The organism is Bradyrhizobium neotropicale (assembly GCF_001641695.1).
GTDB classification, from domain to species: domain Bacteria; phylum Pseudomonadota; class Alphaproteobacteria; order Rhizobiales; family Xanthobacteraceae; genus Bradyrhizobium; species Bradyrhizobium neotropicale.
In genome coordinates this window covers 86,847-109,149 of sequence record NZ_LSEF01000059.1, presented here as the reverse complement: position 1 = coordinate 109,149, position 22,303 = coordinate 86,847, and the positions used below count along the sequence as shown (strand labels likewise).

At 64.9% G+C, this 22,303-nt stretch carries 20 protein-coding genes, 1 tRNA gene, 2 pseudogenes and 1 riboswitch; of the genes and pseudogenes, 17 read left to right on the top strand and 6 right to left on the bottom strand.

All coding sequences use genetic code 11. The features are described from left to right. Nucleotides 1–54 precede the first annotated feature (54 nt). A complete protein-coding gene (locus AXW67_RS20020) occupies nucleotides 55–909 on the top strand; it encodes an MBL fold metallo-hydrolase (RefSeq protein ID WP_063679229.1) in 855 nt (284 codons plus the stop codon). A gap of 34 nt (nucleotides 910–943) precedes the next feature. Beyond that, entirely contained in the window at nucleotides 944–1,408 is a 465-nt protein-coding gene (locus AXW67_RS20015) for a YybH family protein (RefSeq protein ID WP_063679228.1), read from the top strand. A gap of 146 nt (nucleotides 1,409–1,554) precedes the next feature. Here the strand turns inward: AXW67_RS20015 and AXW67_RS20010 are convergent. After that, nucleotides 1,555–1,629: transfer RNA gene (locus AXW67_RS20010), tRNA-Gln, on the bottom strand. A gap of 274 nt (nucleotides 1,630–1,903) precedes the next feature. Here AXW67_RS20010 and AXW67_RS20005 point away from each other — a divergent pair. Then, a complete protein-coding gene (locus AXW67_RS20005) occupies nucleotides 1,904–3,682 on the top strand; it encodes an acyl-CoA dehydrogenase family protein (protein ID WP_063679227.1) in 1,779 nt (592 codons plus the stop codon). Nucleotides 3,683–3,823: 141 nt separating this feature from the next. Here the strand turns inward: AXW67_RS20005 and AXW67_RS20000 are convergent, their stop codons facing one another. Further along, nucleotides 3,824–5,056: an MFS transporter gene (locus tag AXW67_RS20000; protein ID WP_063679226.1), complete on the bottom strand. Its 1,233-nt coding sequence runs from the start codon at nucleotides 5,054–5,056 to the stop codon at nucleotides 3,824–3,826. A 282-nt stretch (nucleotides 5,057–5,338) separates the two neighbouring features. On the opposite strand from AXW67_RS20000, the gene AXW67_RS19995 reads away from it, so the two are divergent. The 9 genes and pseudogenes from AXW67_RS19995 to AXW67_RS19960 form a co-directional block, all read left to right on the top strand. Beyond that, nucleotides 5,339–6,097: an enoyl-CoA hydratase-related protein gene (locus tag AXW67_RS19995; RefSeq protein WP_063679225.1), complete on the top strand. Its 759-nt coding sequence runs from the start codon at nucleotides 5,339–5,341 to the stop codon at nucleotides 6,095–6,097. Nucleotides 6,098–6,275: 178 nt separating this feature from the next. Next, complete coding sequence (locus AXW67_RS19990; RefSeq protein WP_063679224.1) at nucleotides 6,276–7,943, top strand: bifunctional metallophosphatase/5'-nucleotidase; 1,668 nt, start codon at nucleotides 6,276–6,278, stop codon at nucleotides 7,941–7,943. A gap of 133 nt (nucleotides 7,944–8,076) precedes the next feature. Continuing rightward, nucleotides 8,077–9,006, top strand: coding sequence for a histone deacetylase family protein (locus AXW67_RS19985; protein ID WP_027554316.1), 930 nt, complete (start codon nucleotides 8,077–8,079; stop codon nucleotides 9,004–9,006). A gap of 75 nt (nucleotides 9,007–9,081) precedes the next feature. Next, nucleotides 9,082–9,333: an exodeoxyribonuclease VII small subunit gene (locus tag AXW67_RS19980; RefSeq protein WP_014497196.1), complete on the top strand. Its 252-nt coding sequence runs from the start codon at nucleotides 9,082–9,084 to the stop codon at nucleotides 9,331–9,333. 508 nt (nucleotides 9,334–9,841) lie between these two features. Next, complete coding sequence (dxs, locus tag AXW67_RS19975; protein WP_063679255.1) at nucleotides 9,842–11,770, top strand: 1-deoxy-D-xylulose-5-phosphate synthase; 1,929 nt, start codon at nucleotides 9,842–9,844, stop codon at nucleotides 11,768–11,770. A 239-nt stretch (nucleotides 11,771–12,009) separates the two neighbouring features. Continuing rightward, complete coding sequence (locus AXW67_RS19970) at nucleotides 12,010–12,564, top strand: nucleoside 2-deoxyribosyltransferase (protein WP_063679223.1); 555 nt, start codon at nucleotides 12,010–12,012, stop codon at nucleotides 12,562–12,564. Between the two features lie 23 nt (nucleotides 12,565–12,587). Next, nucleotides 12,588–13,322: a TlyA family RNA methyltransferase gene (locus AXW67_RS19965; protein ID WP_027554311.1), complete on the top strand. Its 735-nt coding sequence runs from the start codon at nucleotides 12,588–12,590 to the stop codon at nucleotides 13,320–13,322. Continuing rightward, nucleotides 13,315–13,502 (top strand): annotated as a pseudogene (locus AXW67_RS44170) (RNA methyltransferase); the annotation flags it as partial. The gene AXW67_RS19965 and the pseudogene AXW67_RS44170, both read left to right, overlap by 8 nt. A 1-nt stretch (nucleotide 13,503) precedes the next feature. Next, nucleotides 13,504–14,565: class I SAM-dependent RNA methyltransferase (locus tag AXW67_RS19960; protein ID WP_245315641.1), on the top strand; the 1,062-nt coding region annotated here is incomplete at its 5' end. A gap of 4 nt (nucleotides 14,566–14,569) precedes the next feature. Here the strand turns inward: AXW67_RS19960 and AXW67_RS19955 are convergent. Next, nucleotides 14,570–15,172, bottom strand: coding sequence for a hypothetical protein (locus tag AXW67_RS19955; protein WP_063679221.1), 603 nt, complete (start codon nucleotides 15,170–15,172; stop codon nucleotides 14,570–14,572). 290 nt (nucleotides 15,173–15,462) lie between these two features. Here AXW67_RS19955 and AXW67_RS19950 point away from each other — a divergent pair, with 290 nt between their 5' ends. Next, on the top strand, nucleotides 15,463–16,521 hold the full coding sequence (locus tag AXW67_RS19950) for a class I SAM-dependent methyltransferase (protein WP_063679254.1): 1,059 nt from the start codon (nucleotides 15,463–15,465) through the stop codon (nucleotides 16,519–16,521). A gap of 6 nt (nucleotides 16,522–16,527) precedes the next feature. On the opposite strand, the gene AXW67_RS19945 is transcribed toward AXW67_RS19950, so the two are convergent. Next, nucleotides 16,528–16,983 (bottom strand): GNAT family N-acetyltransferase, encoded by a 456-nt coding sequence (locus tag AXW67_RS19945; RefSeq protein WP_063679220.1) that lies wholly within the window; start codon nucleotides 16,981–16,983, stop codon nucleotides 16,528–16,530. 152 nt (nucleotides 16,984–17,135) lie between these two features. Here AXW67_RS19945 and AXW67_RS19940 point away from each other — a divergent pair, with 152 nt between their 5' ends. After that, nucleotides 17,136–17,984, top strand: a complete 849-nt coding sequence (locus tag AXW67_RS19940) for a nucleotidyltransferase domain-containing protein (RefSeq protein ID WP_063679219.1) — start codon at nucleotides 17,136–17,138, stop codon at nucleotides 17,982–17,984. Between the two features lie 200 nt (nucleotides 17,985–18,184). Here AXW67_RS19940 and AXW67_RS19935 read toward each other — a convergent pair whose 3' ends face one another. Together AXW67_RS19935 and AXW67_RS19930 are read right to left on the bottom strand one after the other, a co-directional pair. After that, nucleotides 18,185–18,817: a hypothetical protein gene (locus tag AXW67_RS19935; protein ID WP_063679218.1), complete on the bottom strand. Its 633-nt coding sequence runs from the start codon at nucleotides 18,815–18,817 to the stop codon at nucleotides 18,185–18,187. A gap of 173 nt (nucleotides 18,818–18,990) precedes the next feature. Then, a complete protein-coding gene (locus tag AXW67_RS19930) occupies nucleotides 18,991–19,842 on the bottom strand; it encodes a DUF1194 domain-containing protein (RefSeq protein WP_063679217.1) in 852 nt (283 codons plus the stop codon). Between the two features lie 267 nt (nucleotides 19,843–20,109). Beyond that, nucleotides 20,110–20,187: riboswitch (Fluoride riboswitch) on the top strand. Nucleotides 20,188–20,276: 89 nt separating this feature from the next. Here AXW67_RS19930 and AXW67_RS19925 point away from each other — a divergent pair. From AXW67_RS19925 to AXW67_RS19915, 3 genes and pseudogenes are all read left to right on the top strand, one after another. Beyond that, nucleotides 20,277–21,494, top strand: a complete 1,218-nt coding sequence (locus AXW67_RS19925) for an MFS transporter (protein ID WP_145927730.1) — start codon at nucleotides 20,277–20,279, stop codon at nucleotides 21,492–21,494. A gap of 31 nt (nucleotides 21,495–21,525) precedes the next feature. Beyond that, complete coding sequence (crcB, locus tag AXW67_RS19920) at nucleotides 21,526–21,915, top strand: fluoride efflux transporter CrcB (RefSeq protein ID WP_063679215.1); 390 nt, start codon at nucleotides 21,526–21,528, stop codon at nucleotides 21,913–21,915. Between the two features lie 6 nt (nucleotides 21,916–21,921). After that, nucleotides 21,922–22,303: pseudogene (locus AXW67_RS19915) on the top strand (fluoride efflux transporter FluC); the annotation flags it as partial.

The following is a 22,303-nucleotide window of genomic DNA, read 5'->3' as shown; positions in this document are numbered from 1 at the left end:
TGATCCACCCGGACGCTCCAACGGAGCGTCGAGCCCTTGCGGCGGAGTCTATCGATGACGACGACAAACAGCCTGAAATGGGACGTCCTGACGAGCAAGCGTCCCGGCCTCAGCCGCGACCTGCCGCCCGGCAAGGAAGAGCTGACATGGGTTGCAAACTCCTCAACCCTTATCCATGGCGAGAAGGATGCCGTCCTCGTCGACACCTTCCTGACCATCGAACAATCGCAAAAGCTCGTGGATTGGGTGGCCGCGAGCGGCAAGAACCTCAAGGCGATCTATGTCACCCACGGGCATGGGGACCATTTCTTCGGTCTCGCGCCCCTGCTGGCCCGTTTTCCGGAAGCCAGGGCCGTCGCGACGCCGGGGATCGTCACAGCGATGCGGGAGCAGCTCTCGCCGGCCTGGATCGACAATTTCTGGCGGCGACTTTTTCCGGGTGAGATTCCCGATCGCCTGCTCATCGCCGAACCTCTGGAACACGACGGCCTGGAATTGGAAGGGCATCGCCTCGTCCCGGTCAATGCAGGACATACCGATACGGCGGAATCGACTTGCCTCCATGTGCCGTCAGTCGGCCTGCTGGTCGGCGGCGATGCCGTCTATAACGGCATCCATCCCTATCTCGGCGAGACCGATCGACAGAGCCGGCGCGAATGGATCGATACGCTCGATCGGCTCGAGGCGCTGCAGCCGAGAGCGGTGATCGCGGGCCATAAAGTGCCGGAGAACGATGACGATCCGCGTATCATCGGCGAAACCCGCCAATATCTGCGCGACTTCAACCGGCTGGACGAAACGACGGCCACCGCGCGCCAACTCTACGATGCGATGCTGGCGCTCTATCCGGATCGCGCCAATCCGGGCTCGCTCTGGGGCGCCGCGAACACGGCCAAGAAACAACCCTGACATTGCCCCCATCACCTCACAGAGGTTCTCGCACATGAAACATGTCGTGCTTGCAGTTCTTGCCATGATGATCGTCGCGCTGAACGGACGTGCATACGCCCAGCCAAATGAAGCCGAAGCACAAGCTCTATTCACGCGTTTCGTCGCGGCGCAGAATGCGCATGACGTGAGCGCGGTGAAATCCATGCTCTGGAATTCGCCTCAAATGCTCTTCTTTTCGCGAGGCACCGAATTCAGAGGGTCGGAGGCGGCAGCCGACCGCTTCAAGGAGTACTACCAAGGCACTTGGCATCTCGAACCCGAGATGTCCAAATTTCATGTGGCCACGATCACCAATGATGTCGTGCAGATTCTGGTCCCTATCAAGTTCACGCGAGCGCTTCCAGGCGCCCAGCCGCAAAGCGACACGTTCCTGATCAGCCAAACCTTCGTTCGGGACACGCAGGGCTGGCAGATTGCTTCGATCCTGCCGATCGAAAATACGCAATTGAAACAATAGCAGCGCGCGCGACTGGTCGCCGGGACCGGTGACCTCCGCGGCAAATGTTAGCGATCGACCCAGCTTCAGAATCTCTATTCCAAACGCGCCCACAAGATTTGGCGGGAATGGATGTGCCTGTAAAACGAACTCATCAGCCTGAGCGCTGGCTGGGGCGGGAGGGATCGAACCTCCGAATGGCGGAATCAAAATCCGCTGCCTTACCGCTTGGCTACGCCCCAACTGGCGACAGAAGGAACAGCGGAAGAGCAGGCTACCGCAGAATCCCTCAGGCCGTGCCGGTCTATAGGGAGCGGGGCGGCTTTTCAACCGCCTGGAGGGCAAAATACCACAGGCCCCTGGGCGCTGCGCCACACTCTATTATCATTATGGTCGCGACGATTGACCCGTTCCCGGCGGGCTTGGCCGCCTGATCACCGGCTGCGCGGTCCCGGCAGTTGAGACCTCCCCCGTTTCATGGGAATACGACGCCAACGATGTCCACGGGAGTGAGCCATGACCTACCGCGCGCCGATCAATGACATGCTGCTGTCGCTCAACCACGGCGCGGGCCTGAAGGCCGCCGTGGAGGCCGGTCACTACGGCGATTTCGACGCCGAAATCGTCGCCGCCGTGCTGGAGGAAGCCGGCAAGTTCGCAACCGACGTGCTGGCGCCGCTCAACCGCGTCGGCGACGAGCACGGCATCAAGCTCGACGCCGGCAAGGTCACGACCGCGCCGGGCTGGCCGGATGCCTACAAGCGCTGGACCGACGGCGGCTGGAACGCGGTGTCCGGGCCGGAAGCCTTCGGCGGCCAGGGCCTGCCGCTCGCGATCAACGCCGCCTGCACCGAGGTCTGGAGCGCCTCCAACATCGCCTTCGGCCTCTGCCCGCTGCTCACGGCTTCCGCGATCGAGGCGCTGGAGGCGCATGGCAGCGAGGAACTGAAGACGGTTTATCTGGAGAAGCTCGTCACCGGCGAGTGGACCGGCACCATGCAGCTCACCGAGTCGCAGGCCGGCTCCGATGTCGGCGCGCTCCGCACCCGCGCCGAGCGGCAGGCGGACGGCACCTATCGCATCAAGGGGACGAAGATCTTCATCACCTATGGTGAGCACGACATGACCGACAATATCGTGCATTTCGTGCTGGCGCGCCTGCCGGACGCGCCCGCCGGCACCAAGGGCATTTCTCTCTTTCTCGTTCCCAAGTTCATGGTCAACGCCGACGGATCGCTCGGCGCACGCAACGATATTTTTGCGAGCGGCGTCGAGCATAAGCTCGGCATGCATGCCTCCCCCACCTGCACCATGACGATGGGCGACCATGGCGGCGCGATCGGCTTTCTGATCGGCGAAGAGAACCAGGGCATGCGCTGCATGTTCACGATGATGAACCAGGCGCGCCTCGGCGTCGGCCTCGAAGGCGTCGGCATCGCCGATCGCGCCTATCAGCAGGCGCTCGCCTACGCGCAGGAGCGCAAGCAGGGCCGCGCCGTCGGCAAGAAGGGCGACGGCTCCGACGCGATTTTCGTCCATCCCGACGTCAAGCGCATGCTGATGCGGATGCGGGCGCAGACCGCGGCCGCACGCACCATCTGCTACGCCACGGCGGTTGCGATCGACGTCTCCACGCGCGCCAGGGATCCGAAAGTGCGGGCCGATGCCGCCGCGCGCGCGGCGCTGCTGACGCCGATCGCGAAGGGCTATTCCACTGATATCGGCAACGAGGTCGCCTATCTCGGCGTGCAGGTTCACGGCGGCATGGGCTTCATCGAGGAGACCGGCGCCGCCCAGCACTACCGCGATGCGCGCATCACCGCGATCTACGAGGGCACCAACGGCATCCAGGCGATCGACCTCGTCACGCGCAAGCTCGCGGCGAACGGCGGCGCCGCGGTGTGGGCGCTGCTCGACGAGCTTTCCACCATCGTTAAGCAGGTCGAAGCTTCCAACGATCCGGCCTTCGGCACCACGCCCATGAAGCTGCGCGAGGCGCTTGCGGCGCTGACGCGGACGAGCAAGTGGCTGCTGGAGCGCGTTGCCTCCGCGCCCAACGACGCGCTCGCCGGCGCGACGCCTTATCTGCAGCAGTTCGGCGCCACGCTCGGCGGCTGCGTGCTCGCGGCCGAGGCGCTCGCCGCCAAGGGCGACGGCAATGCCGAAGCGCCCCGCTACGTCTCGCTCGCCCGCTTCTTCGCCGAGAACATCACGGTGCAGGCAGGAGCACTCGAGCACACCGTGACGGAGAGCGCGGAGTCGGTTGCGGCGGCGGATGCGGTGTTGCTGGGGTAAACGGCCGTCAGGAGTGTGGACGCGTAGGGCGGGTTAGCGAAAGCGTAACCCACCACTTTTGTGGCCGCCGAAGAGGTGGGGTTACGCCTAGCGGACGGCGCTTCGCGCAGCCGCCAGGGCTAACCCAACCTACGGATCCGGCTACGATCCCTCAGCACTTGCCCCCGGCCGCCACAGCACGATCCCTGCGGCGACCAGATCGAGCACGACGCAAAGCGCGAACGCCATCGTGTAGTTGCCGGTGAGGCTGCGCGCGAGGCCGATGATGCCGGGGCCGAACGCGCTGACGATGCCGCTGATCGACGTGCCCAGTCCCATCGCGGCCGCGAAGGCGTCGCGGCCGATCTCGCGCTGGATGATCAGCGGTGGGAACGTGATCATGTTGCCGATCGAAAAGCCGTAGACAGCGCAGCAGACGAGCAGCACCGTCGGGCTCGTGCTTTGCAGGAGCACGAACAGCGCCGCCGCCTGGCTCGTCATCGACGCTGAGCTTGCAAGCCGCGGATCGAGCCGGTCGACGAACAGGCCGAGCGACAGGCGACCGACGACGGCCATCGTCGCCATGATGGTCACCGCGAAGCCTGCGGCGGAGCGTCCGATGATCGGTTCGAGGAACGTCACCTGGTGAACGATGAAGCCCATCTGCGCCAGCAGCGCGATCGCGAAAGGCAGCACCATGGTCCAGAACGCCGGGTTGCCGAGCAGCGCCTTGCGGGAATGCGCCGCGGGCCTGCCGCCGGCGGACCCGCCACCGCGGGAAGGCTGCGACACATCGGCCGGCCAGCCGACGAAGGCCACGATGACAGGCAACAGCAGCACCACCATTGCGGTGGTGGCCGCCAGCATCGCGGAACGGAAGCCGATGCTGCCGGTCAGCGTGAGCAGCACGGGCACGAGCACGATGCCGCCGCAGGTCGCGCCGTTGAAGGCGAGACTGAGCGCGAGGCCGCGGCGCCGCTCGAACCAGGAATTGAGCACGGTGGCGATCACCACGGTGCCCATGCCAGTCCAGCCGAGCGACATCAGCGCGTAGGCGAGATAGAGCTGCCATGGCGCCGCCATCAGCGCCAGCAGGATGGTCGATGCGCCGAGCGCCGACAGGCCGCCCAGGATCAGCGAGCGCAGCCCGACGCGGGCGAGCAGATCGTCGGTGAAGATGACGAGGACGGAGGTCAAGAGGAACGAGAACGTGCTGGCGGCGGACACCAGCGTGCCCGGCCAACCATGCGCGCGCTGAAGTTCCGAAAGATAGACGCCCTGCCCGTAGAGGCCGAAGCCGAACATGAAGAAGGCCATCAGAAAGCAGGCAAGCACGACGCGCCAGCCGCGATAATGCGGTGAGGATTCGTCGATGCTCTCTGCGGCAATCTTCAATCGCGCACTCCGCCAAATCGGAGGGACGGCGCCGATCGTGCCGCACAACCAGCGGTTTTTCAAATGAAACATTGTAGCCGATTGTTGCAATGCGCAATTGCGCTTATGGGGTAGCGCCACAGCAGTCCTGCGCGGCTTTCCCGTGCGAACACACCCCGGCCCATCGTCATGCGCCAAGAGCAAGGGATCACCGTCGAAAAGGTTGAGAGGCGGGATTGGCACGCCTGTGAGATCATGTAGGCTGAGACGTCGAGACTCGGCAATGGCGCCCGGGGGATCCTTATGGCGAACGGCAACATCATCGTGACGGAGGAACGCGCAACGCGCGTCATCACCTTGCGCCGGCCGAGCAAGAAGAACGCGATCACGCAGGATATGTATCGCGAGATGAGCCACGCGATCGACACCGCGCAGAACAATCCCGACATCCGCTGCATGATCATCACCGGCGGCTCCGGCGTGTTCACCGCCGGCGACGACATCGACGACTTCCTCGCGGCGGACTCGTCGAGCCCGGAGATGCTGACGAACGGCGCCAAGTTCCTCTATTCGCTCGCTCTCAACGCCAAGCCGATCATCGCCGCGGTGGACGGCGTCGCGATCGGCATAGGCACCGTCCTGCTGTTCCATTGCGACTATGTGCTCGCGTCGACGGCCGCTACTTTTTCCGCGCCCTATATCCATCTCGGGCTGGTTCCGGTCGGCGCATCCAGCCTCTTGATGCCGAACACCATGGGCTACCAGCGCGCCTTTGCCATGCTGGTGATGGGACGGACCTTCACCGCCGCGGAGGCGGAAGCCGCCGGCTTCGTCAACACCGTGGTCTCGCCGGGACACACCGAGGTTGAAGCGCGCAAGGTGGCGCGGGAGATCTGCCGGCTGCCGGCCGAGGCGGTCGCGACCTCGCGCAAATTGCTGCGCATGCCGCCGGAAGAGCTCACCCGCCGCATCGACCAGGAAGGCCACCTGTTCGGCGAGCGGTTGAAGTCGCCCGAGGCCGTGGCTTCGTTCAACGCGTTTGCGAACAGGAAGAGGCGGTAGGCGGGCGTCAACCATCCGGTTGTCGTTCCGGGGCGCGACGAAGTTGCGAACCCGGAATCCATTGGACCGCAGCGTTGGTGGATGAATGGATTCCGGGCTCGCGCTTTGCGCGCCCCGGAATGACGGCGGGGCAACAATGCTTCGTGAAATCTTCGCGGCGAACGTCTAGTCTGGTTCCATGCGACACGCGTTCCGACTCATCGTTACCGCCCTCACACTGGCGCTCGCTTCCGCCCTGCCCGCTGCTGCACAGACGGCTACGCCCGTCGAGCTGCGCATTCTCGCGATCAACGACTTTCACGGCAACCTGAGGCCGCCGCCGGGCGGCATCCGCATCGGCGATCCCGAGGACAAGGCCAAGAAGGTGCCGGTCGCGGCCGGTGGTGCCGAGTACATGGCGACGCTGGTCAAGCAGTTGCGCGAGGGCCACAAGAACACGATCTTCGTCGCCGCCGGCGACCTGATCGGGGCGAGCCCGTTCCTGTCGGCGATGTTTCACGACGAGCCGTCGATCGAGTCGCTCTCGATGATGGGGCTTGCGATCACCTCGGTCGGCAATCACGAATTCGACGAAGGCACGGCCGAGCTGCTGCGGATGCAGAATGGCGGCTGTCATCCGGAGGACGGATGTCAGGGGCCGCATCCCTTCACCGGTGCGAAATTCCACTATCTCGCCGCCTCCACCATCGAGACCGCGACCGGCAAGAGCATCCTGCCGCCCTACGAGATCAGGGAGTTCGACGGCATCCCTGTCGCGTTCATCGGGCTGACCTTGAAAGAGACCGCCGGCATCGTCTCGCCCAAAGGCATTGCCGGGCTCGAATTCCGTGACGAGGCCGAGACGGCGAACGCGCTGGTGCCGCAACTGAAGGCGCGCGGCGTCGAGGCGATCGTGGTGCTGATCCACCAGGGCGGCGAGCCGACCGGCGACTACAACGAATGCCCAGGCATTACGGGGCCGATCGTCGAGATCGCAAGGAAATTCGACCGCGCCGTTGACGTCGTCGTCAGCGGCCACACGCATCGTGCTTACGTTTGCCAAATCGACGGGCGGCTCGTCACCAGCGGTGACAAGTACGGCACGCTGGTCACCGCGATCGATCTCACGCTCGATCCCGCCACGCGCGACATCGTCGGCGCCAAGGCCGAGAACGTCATCGTCGCGAACGCCTCGCTGGCAAAGGACCCCGAGCAGACCGCGCTGATCGAGGCCTACGACAAGGTTTCGGCGCCGATCGCCAACCGTCCCGCGGGGTCGGTGACGCAGACGCTGTCGCGCGTGCCGAACGAGGCCGGCGAAAGCGCGCTCGGCGACGTCATCGCGGATGCACAGTTGTTTGCGACCCGCGATGCCAAGGACGGCGGCGCCGTCATGGCCGTCACCAATCCCGGCGGCATCCGCACCGACATCGTGCCGAAGGAGAACGGCGCGGTGACCTTCGGCGATGTGTTCTCAAGCCAGCCGTTCCGCAACCGCCTCGTCACCATGACGCTCACCGGAAGCCAGCTCAAGGATTTGCTGGAGCAGCAATGGCTCGATCCGAAGCGGCCGCGGATCCTCCAGGTCTCGAACGGGTTCAGCTACACCTGGGACGCATCAAAGCCGTTCGGCGAGCGCGTGGTTGCAGACAAGATGACGCTCGACGGCAAGCCGATCGAGCCCACGCAAGGCTACCGCGTCACCCTCAACGACTACCTCGCCGTCGGCGGCGACGGCTTCACCGTCGCCAAGCAGGGAACATCACCGCAATACGGCGGTTACGATGCCGATGCGCTGTTTGCGTTCTTCAGGGCGCACGGGCCGATCGGTCCGCTGCCGCCGACCCGCATCCTGCGCATGAATTGATCCGGATCAAACGGGCCGAACCGGGACCAGTGTTTGCCATTCCCGGCCAAACGCATAGATTGGGTTTTGCATTGCGTTTTGGCGCCGGATGCGCCAAGCGACATCGAGAGCCCGTATTCGTGAGCACGACCTGATGAGCACGCTTCTCCTCTCCCACAAGGCCTGCCTCGACCACGTCACGCCGCCGGGACATCCCGAGCGGCCGGACCGTCTGCGCGCGGTGGAGGAAGCGCTGTCGCACGAGCGTTTCCAGTTTCTGGCGCGCGACCAGGCGCCCGAGGGCGATCTCGACCTCGTCACGCTCTGCCACAACGAGCATTACGTCACCGAGCTGCGCCACATCGCGCCGACCAGCGGCCAGGTCTATATCGACGGCGACACTTCGATGTCCCCTGGTACCTGGGAAGCGGTGATGCGCGGGGTCGGCGGCGCCGTCGCCGCCACCGAAGCGGTGATGGCGGGCGAGCATCGCAACGCCTTCGTCGCGGTGCGCCCGCCCGGCCATCACGCCGAGATCGGCAAGCCGATGGGCTTCTGCTTCTTCGACAATGTCGCGATCGCCGCACGCCACGCGCAGCGCAAATTCGGCGTCGAGCGTGTCGGCATCGTCGATTTCGACGTGCATCACGGCAACGGCACGCAGGATATCTTCTGGTCGGATCCGACCGTGATGTACTGCTCGACCCACCAGATGCCGCTGTTTCCGGGCACCGGTGCCCGCTCCGAGCGCGGCGATCACGACACCATCGTCAACGCTCCGCTCGCCTCGGAGGACGGTGGGCCAGAATTCCGCAATGCGTTCGAGAGCCTGATCCTGCCACAGCTGACCAAGTTCAGCCCCGAGCTCCTCATCATCTCGGCCGGCTTCGATGCGCATTATCGCGATCCGCTGGCTTCGCTGAACCTGCGCGCGGAGGACTACGCCTGGGTCACGCGGAAGCTGATGGACCTTGCCGACAAGACCGCAGGTAGCCGAATTGTCTCGGTGCTCGAGGGTGGCTATGATCTGCAAGGGTTGAAAGAATCTGTTACGGCACATGTCGGCGCCCTGATGGGCGCCTGAAGACACCCGCCACATTACGCCCGCAAAACTCTGCTTTCTCAGTGGGGTAAGTGAATCGGGCAATCGGAAACGGATATGGCCGAAAATACCCAAGTCGACGTCTCCAGGCTCACCTTCGAGCGCGCGATCGAGGAACTCGAAACGATCGTGAAGCGGCTCGAGGACGGCAAGGTGCCGCTCGAGGAATCCGTCACGATCTACGAGCGCGGCGAGGCCCTGAAGCGCCGCTGCGAGGAACTTCTGCGCCAGGCCGAGGCGCGCGTCGACAAGATCACCACGGATGCCAGTGGTCAGGCCGCCGGAACTGCCCCCCTCGACGTGCAGTGAATCCGGCATCCTTTCGGATGCCCTAAGAGCCATCTGGAACCTTGCGAGCCTTTCCGGAGCGCCGGAGGCCAAAAATTTCCTCGATTTCGCCCCCAAAAGCCCTTTAGGGAACCGGGCGCGAGGAACGTTCCGCCCGGGGCCGTGGTTAACCAAGCCGGCCTGCCGGTTGCGCCTGCATACCCCTAATTGGCCCAGCGGGTTGGCTTTGGACGAAGCTTTGGTGTAAAGCTTCGTCCACTGTGGCTTTTTGCAAGCCTTTCGTAAGCACCGTTTGCTGGCGATATGCGCTTCAAATCGCTAATGAAATTGGCTGGGACGGGCGAAGCCGATCTTCGTGACAGGGATCACAGAGACTGAACCGGAACGCACTTAAGCTCACTTAAGCTTGAAGACGGGGCTTTGCCCCGCGCAGGTGGCTCCGACGGTTGAGGACTCGCGCTGCGCCGATATTGTGCAAACCCATCGCGCGCCGGAATGACCTTCCGGCGCTGACAAATTGGAAATCGCCGTGAACGCATACAGTAAAACGCCGCTTCTCGACACCATCCGGACACCGGATGACCTTCGCAAGCTCAAGATTGAGCAGGTCCGCCAGGTCGCCGACGAGTTGCGGCAGGAGACCATCGACGCCGTTTCCGTGACCGGCGGCCACTTCGGCGCGGGTCTTGGTGTCGTCGAGCTCACCACCGCGATCCACTACATCTTCGATACGCCGCGCGACCGACTGATCTGGGACGTCGGCCACCAGGCCTACCCGCACAAGATCCTCACCGGCCGGCGTGACCGCATCCGCACGCTGCGCACCGGCGGCGGCCTGTCCGGTTTCACCAAACGCAGCGAGAGCGACTACGATCCGTTCGGCGCCGCGCATTCCTCGACCTCGATCTCTGCCGGCCTCGGCATGGCGGTGGCGCGCGACCTCTCCGGCGGCAAGAACAACGTTATTGCAGTCATCGGTGACGGCGCGATGTCGGCCGGCATGGCCTATGAAGCCATGAACAATGCGGGCGCCATGAACTCGCGCCTGATCGTCATCCTCAACGACAACGACATGTCGATCGCCCCGCCGGTCGGCGCCATGAGCGCCTATCTGTCGCGGCTCTATTCCGGCAAGACCTACCGCACGCTCCGCGAGGCGGCGAAGCAGATCAACCAGCGCCTGCCCAAGATCATCGCCAACCGCGCCAACCGCGTCGAGGAATATTCCCGCGGCTTCATGATGGACGGCGGCACGCTGTTCGAGGAGCTCGGCTTCTACTATGTCGGCCCGATCGACGGTCACAATCTCGACCATCTGCTGCCCGTGCTGAAGAACGTGCGCGACATGGAGACCGGCCCGATCCTGGTCCACGTCGTGACGCAGAAGGGCAAGGGCTACGGCCCGGCGGAGGCCTCCGCCGACAAGTACCACGCCGTCGTCAAGTTCGACGTCGCGACCGGCACGCAGGTCAAGGCCAAGCCCAATGCGCCGGCCTATCAGAACGTGTTCGGCCAGAGCCTCGTCAAGGAAGCCGAGAAGGACGAGAAGATCGTCGCCATCACCGCGGCCATGCCGTCAGGCACCGGCGTCGATATCTTCAACAAGGCGTTCCCGGACCGCACTTTCGACGTGGGTATCGCCGAGCAGCACGCGGTGACGTTTGCCGCCGGTCTTGCGACCGAGGGCTACAAGCCGTTCTGCGCGATCTACTCGACCTTCCTGCAGCGCGGCTACGACCAGATCGTGCACGACGTCGCGATCCAGAATCTGCCTGTCCGCTTCGCCATCGACCGCGCCGGCCTCGTCGGCGCCGACGGTGCGACACATGCCGGCTCGTTCGACAACGCCTATCTCGGCTGTCTGCCGAACATGGTGATCATGGCAGCGGCCGACGAAGCCGAGCTCGTGCACATGGTCGCGACCCAGGTCGCGATCAACGACCGTCCGAGCTCGCTGCGCTATCCGCGCGGCGAAGGCCGCGGCGTCGAGATGCCCGACGTCGGCGTTCCCCTCGAAATCGGCAAGGGCCGCGTGATCCGCCAGGGCAACAAGATCGCCCTGCTCTCCTTCGGCACACGTCTGGCCGAATGCGAGAAGGCAGCCGACGAGCTCGCCGCGCATGGCCTCTCGACCACAATCGCTGATGCGCGCTTCATGAAGCCGCTGGACACCGACCTCGTGCTCAAGCTCGCCCGCGACCACGAGATCCTGATCACGATCGAGGAAGGCTCGATCGGCGGCTTCGGCTCGCATGTCGCACAGTTCCTGACCGACCAGGGCGTGCTCGACAGCGGCATGGTCAAGTTCCGCACGATGGTGCTGCCCGACGTGTTCCAGGACCACGACACGCCGAACGCGATGTACGCCCGCGCCGGTCTCGACGCCAAGGGCATCGTCGCCAAGGCGTTCGAGGCGCTCGGCAAGGACGTCAAGACCGAGACGGTCAAGCTCGCCTGACGGCGAGCCTCCTTCACCTCTCCCGCTTGCGGGAGAGCATAGGCCGCCTCCGGCGGCCGTCCTCTAAGAACGCCGAGGCTTGCCTCGGCTATGCCGAAGGGGCGGGTGAGGGCTTTATCGTCTTGAGGGTCCTCGCTTGCGGAGACCCCCTCTCCCCAGTCCTTCCCCGCAAGCGGGGGAGGGAGCGCAGTTTTCGCCGCGGCTTGTAGCTCGTCTGATTTCTTCAGAGCAGTCACTCCATGAAAATCTATCTGGCAGGCCCCGACGTGTTCCTGCCGGATGCGGTGGAGGTCGGCCAGCGCAAGGCTGCGATCTGCGCTGCACACGGGCTCACCGGTCTCTATCCCCTCGATAACGAGGCCGACCTCACCGCGCCCGACGCCTCGCGCCAGATCTTCTGCGGCAACGAGGCGATGATGGACGCAGCCGATGCCATCATCGCCAATCTCACGCCGTTCCGCGGCGCAGGTGCCGATCCCGGAACCGTCTACGAACTCGGCTACATGGCCGGCCGCGGCAAGTTCTGTCTCGCCTACTCCAATGACGGCGCCGTCTACGCCGACCGCGTCGGCCGCTTCATCGACCTTACGTCCGAAAACGGGCGGCTGGTCGATGCGCAGGGCCTGACCGTCGAGGATTTTGGCCTCGTCGACAATCTCATGATGGTCCATGCGCTGGAGCTGCACGGCTGTCCGCTGGTGACGCCGGCCGAGATACCGGTCGACGTCTGGCATGATCTTGCAGCGTTCGAGGCTTGCGTCCGGATGGCGGCCGCGCGACTTATTGCTAAATAAGCGCTGGTCCTTCGGAGAGCGTGATGTCCCCTCCCCGCAAGCGCGCGGATGTACTGCTGGTCGAGCGCGGCCTGTTCGAGAGCCGGGCGCGCGCGCGCGCGGCGATCGAGGCCGGCCTTGTCACCGCCGACGACAAACTGGTGGCGAAGCCCTCCGAGACCATCGCAGAGGACGCGGTGATCCAGGCCGAGCCGGCGCATCCCTTCGTCTCGCGCGGCGGCGTCAAGCTCGCGGGCGCGCTGGAGCGCTATCCCATCGACATCGAGGACCATGTCTGCCTCGACGTCGGCGCCTCCACCGGCGGCTTTACCGAGGTGCTGCTCGCGAACGGCGCGAGCCTCGTCTTCGCGGTCGATGTCGGACGCGAGCAGTTGCATCCCTCGCTGCGCGGCCATCCCAAGATCGTGTCGATGGAGGAGACTGACATCCGCAGCTATGAGGGCAAGCGGCTTCCGGCACGGCCCGACATCGTCGTCATTGACGTCAGCTTCATCTCATTGAAAACCGTGCTGCCGGTGGCACTGTCGCTCGCGGCGGCGCCGATGAGCTTGCTCGCGCTGATCAAGCCGCAGTTCGAGGCGGACCGGAAACACAACAAGAAGGGCGTCATCCGCGACGCCGCCGTGCACCAGGAGATCTGCGACGACATCGCGGCCTTCGCCGCCTCGCTCGGCTGCACCAACATCGAGGTGTTTGCGTCCCCGATCAAGGGCGGCGACGGCAATATCGAATTCTTCCTGGGCGCGCGCCGTGGTTGAGCGCTTGATGATCGATCACGTCGGCCATCGCGGCGACGGCGTCTGCCTCGACACGCGCGAGGCGATCTATGTACCCTATGCGCTCGGCGGCGAGACCGTCGAGGTCGAGCATGTCGCCGGCAATCATCCCGATCGCCGCAAGCTCCTCGCGGTCGACGTCGCGAGCCCCGAGCGCATCGANGAGCCGTTCTGTCCACATTTCGGCGTCTGCGGCGGCTGCGCGATCCAGCATTGGGCGGCCGAGCCCTATCACGCCTGGAAGCGCGGCCTCGTGGTCGAGACGCTGGCGCAGGCCGGCATCGAATGCGAGGTGGCGCCGCTGGTCGATGCCCATGGCGCCGGCCGCCGCCGCGTCACGCTGCATGGCCGGTTCGGCACGCACGACATCCTCAAGGTGGGCTTTGCCGCCGCAAGTTCGCATGACGTCATTCCGATCCATCGCTGCCCGATCCTCGATCCCGCGCTCGACGGCGCGCTCGATGCGGCCTGGGCGCTCGCCGAGCCCCTGACGTCCAGGATGCCGGTGACGAAGCCGCTCGACATCCAGGTCACGGCGACCAAAAACGGCCTCGATGTCGACGTGCGCGGCTCCGGCCCCTTGCCGACAGCGATGGTGACGGCGCTGTCACGCGTTGCCGAGCAGCATCGCTTGGCGCGGCTGTCGCGGCACGGTGAACTGGTGCTGCAACGCCTGCCACCGACGGTGCAGATGGGCCGCGCCGAAGTGACGCTGCCGCCGGGCTCCTTCCTGCAAGCAACCGTGGCGGGCGAGGAGACGCTTGCGGCGCTGGTTGCGATGCGCCTCGGCAAGGCCAAGGAAGTCGCCGACCTCTTCTGCGGCGTCGGTCCGTTCGCGCTCCGGCTCGCGGAAAAGGCGCACATCGCCGCCTATGACAGTGACGCCCCTGCGATCGCGGCGCTGGCGAAGGCCGCGCGCACGCCGGGACTGAAGCCGATCAGGTGCGAGCCGCGCGACCTGTTCCGTCGCCCGCTGATGCCGCAGGAGCTCCGCGACTTCGATGCCGTCGTGTTCGATCCGCCGCGGCAGGGCGCGCAGGCGCAGGCAATCAAGCTCGCAGCGAGCAAGGTGCCGGTCGTGATCGCGGTGTCCTGCAACGTCGCGACCTTCGCCCGCGACGCGCGGCTGCTGATCGACGGCGGCTACAAGATCGACAAAGTGGTGCCCGTCGACCAATTCCGGCACACGCCGCATGTGGAATTGGTGGCGAGGTTTACGCGATAATGTCTTAACGGCGAAGGCCGCCGAAAACCGGCGACTCGCCGGGCAGCATGGAGGAGTTGATGTCGCTGTCCATGCGCCCCGACTGCTGCTGCGTGTAGCCGGCCCCGAACGACAGGCTGAGGTTGGAGGTCGGCTTGAATTCGACACCCGCGAACGCGCTGTAGCCAGGTGTGGCGCTGGAGGTGAGCGGCGCAAGCGAGCTGCCAAGGCCGTTGCCGTATTTCAGCGTGTCGAGACCGGCAAAGAACGTGACGGGCATGCCGCCCGCGGTCTTGTAGTTGTAACCGAACTGCGTGCCCTCATAAGAGAGCGTAGCAAAATTTCCGGATGATTGCGCCTGGCTGAGGCCGTTCCAACCAATGTTGCCGCGCTGGCTCCCGACAAAGAAGCCGTTCGCAAAATTGTAGCGCCCGCCTGGATCGCCGGCATTGAAGCTTGGAAAATTGCCGTAGGTATCGGAGCTCTGGCCGGCACTGTCGCCGAAGCCGAAAGCGCCGCCCGGTATCCAATACCTCAGGGGCGCAACTTGCGCGTGGACCGGCGCGCCGCCGAAGCAAAGCACCGCGACTAGAGTTGCGAGACCGCAAGAACCTGCAAGGCTGGACATTCAAGCTACCGTCGAAAAGCTCAAGAATTATACTCTCCGGGCATCGTGAATACCAGCGAGGCGGTGCCCATCATCGCTTCATCCAGTTCCAAGGAGGCGTCTTCCAGGCGATTTCGTGCCGACGCCAAGCGATCGGGGCGGCCGTCCGTCCTGACGCGTTGAACCTGCCGCGCGCCGGCTTGACCCATGGAGAGGACCCGCGGAGACACCTCTCGCGCAAGTGAGCGGCCATGCCGCGGTTCGGCACTGCGCAAGACCTGTAAATGCCCCGAGATTGCATGGAGGCTGTGATGGAGATCAATTCCGACAGGTTAAATGCCTTTATGGGTAAGTTGGTCACCGAGTTCGGCGCGGCGATGAACGCATCGCTGGTCCTGCTGGGGGACAAGCTCGGTCTCTACCGTACCCTCGCCGCCAAGGGACCGATGAACTCTTCCGAGCTCGCCAGCGCCACCGGAACCACGGAGCGCTATGTCCGCGAATGGCTGGCGAGCCAGGCGGCGTCCGGCTACATCGAATACGATTCCGCTTCGGGCAAGTTCTCGATGCTGCCGGAGCAGGCGATGGCGCTTGCCGACGAGGACAGCCCGGTTTTCCTCGGCGCGTTCGGCAGCGTCATTGCCTCGACGTTTCTCGACGAGCCGAAGGTTACGGACGCATTCAAGTCCGGCAAGGGTGTCGGCTGGAACCGGCGCAGCGAATGCCTGTTCTGCGGCACGGCGCGCTTCTTCCGCACCGGCTACAAGCACCATCTGGTGCAGGAATGGCTGCCCGCGCTCGAAGGCGTCGTGGAGAAGCTGAAGCGCGGCGCAAAGGTCGCCGATGTCGGCTGCGGGCACGGCGTCTCGACGCGGCTGATGGCGGAGGCATTCCCGAATTCCCGCTTCTACGGCTTCGACTATCACGAGGGCTCGATCGAGGCCGCGCGGAAATCGGCCGCTGAGGCCAAGCTGGGCGATCGGGTCAGCTTCGCGGTTCATTCGGCCAAGACCTATCCGGCCGAAGGCTATGATCTCGTCTGCTTCTTCGATTGCCTGCACGACATGGGCGACCCTGTCGGCGCCCTCAGTCACGTACGCGAATCCATGGCCAAGGACGGCACCTGCATGCTGGTCGAGCCGTTCGCAGGCGACCGCCTCGAGGACAACCTCAACCCGGTCGGGCGGGTTTATTACGCGGCCTCGACCATGATCTGCACGCCGGCATCGCTCGATCAGGAGGTCGGCCTCGCGCTCGGTGCGCAAGCCGGCGAGGCAAGGCTGCGCAAGGTCGCGCGCGAAGGTGGCTTGACGCACTTCCGCCGAGCCGCCGAAACGCCCTTCAACCTGATCCTGGAGGCGCGGATCTGATCTGCCTCATGCCGGGTGCGCGGGCCGTCGCGCGACATAGCCGACCCGCAAGCCCGGCACGAAGCCGCAAGCCTCATAGAACCGATGCACGCGCGGGTCCTTGCGGCCGCTCTGCATCAGGACCTGATGACAGTCCTTCGCCCAGGCCTCGGTCAGCGCCGCCGCGACGACGGCGCGTCCGTGGCCTCGCCCCTGATAGTCGGGATGGGTCACGACATTCTCGAGAAAGCCGTGACGCCGGCCGCCGCGCAACAGGTTGGGCGCGGTGATGAGCATGCAGGTGGCGACGATCCTGTCCTCGGCATCCGAGACGAACACCGCAAGATCGTCGCGCGCCAGGGTCTCTACCCAGATTTCTTCGGTCTTTTCTCGAGACTCCGCGCTCGCGCTGACATCGGAGGCGCGGAACAGCGCGAGCAACCCGGCAAGATCCGACGTTTGCGCAAGTCTGGCGTTCGCCATCGATTTCACCCAGCCAGGACGATGAGGCAGTCTTGCCTGCTGCCAGCCCCGTTGGCAATGCGAACCATCAATCACCGTCCGGAGTTGACCATCCTCCGCAAGAGGACCATACCCGCAGCGGACGCACACGGCACCGTGCGAGGCTTCACCCGATGGCAGCGCAGACGGACATCCACCGCGATCCGCTCATCGAGCGGGTCGTGTCCATGCTTGGCGGCGTCGCAGGCGTCGAGGCCATCGTGCTTGGTGGCTCGCGGGCGCGAGGGACGTCGCACGAAAACTCCGACTACGATATCGGGCTGTATTTCTCTGACAACCGCAAGCTCGACACAGATCGCCTGCAACAGGCGGCACGGCAGCTCGCCGACGATCCGGAGGCGACGACGGTCACCTCGGTCGGGGAATGGGGACCGTGGATCGTCGGCGGCGCCTGGCTGACGATCGAGGGACAGAAGGTCGATCTGCTCTACCGGAACATCGATGCGGTCCGGCGCACAATGGAGGCCTGTCGGGCGGGACAGATCAGCATGGACTATCAGCCCGGACATCCGCACGGTTTCTGTTCGGCGATCTGGATGGGCGAGATCGCCTGCTGTCAGGCGCTGCGCGACGAGCGCGCGGTGATCGCGGAACTGAAGTCGATCGCACTACCCTATCCGAAGCCGCTGCGCGACGCGCTCATCCGGCGCTTCCGGTGGGAGATCCTGTTCAGCATCGAGAATGCCGAGCTTGCCGCGCTGCGCGAGGATCAGATCCATGTCGCGGGCTGCGCCTACCGCGCGCTCACCTGCGTCGCGCAGGTCCTGTTTGCGTTGAACGGGGAATATCTCATCAACGAGAAGGCGGCGTTGCAGCAGGCGGCGGAGTTTCCGCTGACGATTCCGGACCTGATGGAGCAGACGTCGGCGATCTGGCGACGCATCGGAAACCACGCATTCGGGACGGCACTTTCGAACCTCCGCGCGATCGAGCGGACGCTGGTAACGCTCGAAACGCGTTGATCCGACGCCGCGCCCGTGAGCATGCCAGCCAATTCCGCCAGGCGGGCGCTCCACCCGACGGTCCCGCCGATCGCCATGGCGCTGCCGCAGTCACATGCGGCACTCGAATGACAACTGGTTGGATGCGTGCCGCAACTTTCGGGAAACCGACCGGCAATTGAGTGCGTAGACCAAACCCGCGCGGATCGCGCCGTGAGCGGCTATGCCGTTTTGTCCACCGAGGATGATGAACCGGCCGGCGGATACTTCGTCACGCCCACCGTGTAGAACTTGCTGCCGACCTGGTAGATGATCTTGCCGTTCTTGCCATCATCCGTCGCGATCTGCGCCTGGCCGAACATGATGACATTCTTGTAGACCATGCCGGTGCCCTGGCGGGTGATGCCGTCAGTTGTGACGCTGACCAACGCTTCCTTGCCGTTGATGGAGAGCACGCGAAAACTTGCGCTCTTGCCGTTGTCGGCCGAATAACCGCCCCAGCTTCCAATGAGACGGTTGTCGTCCGCTGGTGGCGCCTGCTTTTTCAGGTAGGCGCTCGCCTTGCCGCCACCCGCGGAGAACACGAGCGCCGCACCCTTGCCGTCCTTGGTTCCGATCGAGACCGAGCCGAAGCTGATGGTCGCGCCGTCGACCTGGCCGAAGCCGCGCTCGGTGCGTCCGTTATGGGTGTATTCGACCTGCGCCCGGGCGCCGCGAATGTTCACGACCTTGAAGCTGACGGCCTGGCTGTTTCCCGCCCAATTGCCTTTCCATTCACCGAGCAGATTGCTCTGGTGATACATCCGCTCCATCGCGGGCGAGATCTGGCTGGTGCTTTGCGTGACGATGGCCATTGGATTGCGCGACGGACAAGTTCGACGAAACCGATGCCGCTCGGGATATTGGCAATGTCCAGACACAGATGGAAACAATTGGACACGATTGGATTAGGCGCCGCCGTAGTTGACGAGCGGTTAAATTCAACCGAAGGGCGAGGTGAGACAAATAGTCTCATTCGAGATGCGCGTCAGCGTCCCCAGCGGTCCTGCCAGATCTTCTCGCCGATCAGGCAGTTCACGCGCGGCTCCTTGTCTGCGACGCGCCTCACCGGACGCTCGGGCGTACGGCCGGCGACCTCCATCAGCAGCTTGGTGCGGATCGCCTCCTTGAATTTCTCGCGGTCCTTGATCGCGATCACGAAGGAGCCGGGGCCGCCGACGACGCAGTCCTCGTAGTAGTAGTCGAGATTGTCGATATCCATGGTCGAGTAGGACGGCTCCTTGACCATGATCGGCAGGCCGTTGATGACGATGCCCTTCTCGAGCGCCGCATCGCGCGCGACCGTGACCGGGCCACCATTATTGTTGGGCCCGTCGCCGGAGATGTCGATCACGCGGCGAAGCCCATGATAGGGATCCTCGTCGAACAGCGGCATCGCGAAACCGATCGCGCCGGAGATCGAGGTGCGCGAGGCGCGCCGGATCGGCGTCTTCATGATCTCGGCGGCGACCGCATCGGCCGTTTCGGGTCCGTCGATCACCCGCCAGGGAATGATGATCTTCTGGTCGGTGGAAGCGGCCCACTCGAAATAGGTCACCGCGATCCGTCCGTTGGGACCCAATTTGAGCGCCTGCAAGAACTCCTTCGACTGGATCGCCTGCGCGTAGCCTTCGCGCTGGATCGCGAGCTCGTCCATGTCCATGGAGTAGGAGACGTCGACCGCCAGGATCAGCTCGACATCGACCGACTGGGCATCCTTGTCGGCGGCAGCTTGCCGCTGCGGCTGATATCCGGATCCCGGAGCCGCGACGCTCGCGACATCCCCACCGGCGAGCACGCCGGCAACCAGCACAGCCCCGATCGAGAATAGCAAGCGCATCGCGCCCTCCCGTCGTATGAAGCGATGGTGACATGCAATCGCGCTGCCGCAAAGCGCGAAGATCGGCTCGGCTTCACATTCGAGTTAGCCTTTGCGAATGAGGGATTTGCGCCGTTGCGCAAAGCTGCCGCAGCTCCGCCATCGTCGCGCCGCCGCGCTTGCGCAATCGCTCACGCACAGTCATTCCGGGACGGCTCGAAGAGCCGAACCCGGAATGACGGACGAGGCCGCCACTATTGTCCGCCGCGGTTTCCATGCTAGGCTTGCACGACCGATGGGGATGGAGTCCCCCGATAACCGCCCGCCGGCCGACGACCGTGATGGGCTGATGACTCCTGCTCGAGGTGGGGCAATGCGAAGCCCTGCCTTCGGCGGGAGCATGGACAAACCCGCCGATGGCGGGTTTTTTGTTGCCTGATGACGAAAGGCAAGACGTGACGACGACGGCAAATCCAGCACTCGGCCGGGTCCCGAAGGGGGTCTGGGTCCTCGGCTTCGTTTCGATGCTGATGGATATCTCCTCCGAGATGATCCACGCGCTTCTGCCGGTTTATCTCGTCACCGTGCTCGGTGCCTCGACGCTCACCGTCGGTTTCATCGAGGGCATCGCCGAGGCGACCGCCTCGATCACGAAGATCTTCTCGGGCGCGCTGTCGGACTGGCTCGGGCGACGCAAACTGCTCGCGGCCCTCGGCTATGGGCTCGCCGCCTTCACCAAGCCGCTGTTCCCGCTGGCGCCGAGCGCCGGATGGCTGGTCGCGGCGCGCTTCATCGACCGCGTCGGCAAAGGCATTCGCGGCGCGCCGCGCGATGCCCTGATCGCCGATCTCGCGCCGCCGGGTCTGCGCGGCGCGAGCTTCGGCCTGCGCCAGTCGCTCGACACCATCGGCGCCTTCGTCGGGCCGCTGGCGGCGATCGGGCTGATGTGGTCGACCGCCGACAATTTCACCGCGGTGTTCTGGGTGGCCATTGTGCCGGGCTTCCTGTCCTTCGGATTGATCGCGCTCGCGGTGAACGAGCCGACGCCGGACGCAAGCCGCGAGTCGGCAAAAAATCCGCTCAACCTCGCTGCGATGCGGCAGCTTGGCGCGGTGTATTGGCGCGTGGTGGCGGTCGGCGTCGTCTTCACGCTCGCGCGCTTCAGCGAGGCCTTCCTGATCCTGCGGGCGCAGAGCATCGGGCTCAACGCGATGTGGGTGCCGGCCGTGCTGGTGCTGATGAACATCACTTACGCGCTCTCCGCCTATCCCGCCGGCGTGCTGTCCGACCGGATCAACCGGACCGGTCTGCTCGCGTTTGGCCTCGTGCTCCTCGCCGCCGCCGATCTCGCGCTCGCCTTGCTGCCGAGCCTCGCCGGCCTTTCGCTCGGCGTCGCACTGTGGGGCCTGCACATGGGGCTGACGCAGGGACTGTTCTCGGCCCTCGTCGCCGACGCCGCGCCGCCAAGCCTGCGCGGCACCGCGTTCGGCTATTTCAGCCTGTTTACCGGGCTGGCGATGCTGGCGGCCAGCATCATCGCCGGCGCGCTGTGGGACGCTTACGGTCCGCCCGGCACGTTCCTTGCCGGGCTCGGCTTCGCGCTGGTCTCGCTGGCGGGCCTGCTTGCAATCGGCAGCGGCATCACGGCGCCTGCCGCGACATCAGAGGGGTAATGATGAACACCAGACCAGATGAGGGGCTGACGTGCTGAGCGGATTGGTTGCAATCGTGATCGGCAGCGTGCTCGGAGGATGCGCGCGCTATTTCGTCTCCGGCGCGATCGCCCGGCGGATGGGCGAGACATTTCCCTGGGGCACCATGACCATCAACGTCAGCGGCGCGTTTCTGATCGGCATTTTCGGCGCGCTGGCGACACATCCGGGCTCGGTCTTCGCCTCGCCCAACCCATGGCTGTTCGCCGTCACCGGCTTCCTCGGCTGCTACACCACCGTGTCCTCCTTCAGCCTGCAAACGCTGACGCTGGCGCGCAGCGGCGAGCAGCTCTCCGCGCTCGGCAACATCGTGTTCTCGGTCGGCCTGTGCCTTACGTCCGTCAGTTGCGGCTTCTTCCTTGCGGATCGGTTTGGGGGTTAGCTGCACATGAGCGTCCCCACCTCGGCCGACCGCTGGCGCAGCGCGAGGCTCTATACCTGGGTTGCCGCCGGCAGCATCATCGGCGGCCTGGCACGCTATCTCGTCGGTCTCGCGCTCGACACCGGACCGGGCTTCCCCTTCGCGACGCTGTTCATCAACGCCACGGGCTCGCTGATCATCGGCTTCTACGCCACGCTGACCGGGCCTGACGGTCGCCTGCTGGCGCGCCCCGAGCACCGGCAGTTCGTCATGACCGGGTTCTGCGGCGGCTACACCACCTTCTCGACCTTCAGCCTGGAAACCTTCCGCCTGTTCCACGGCGGCATGAAAGCCACCGCGCTGGCCTACATCGCGTCCTCCGTCATCTGCTGGCTGGTCTCGGTGTGGC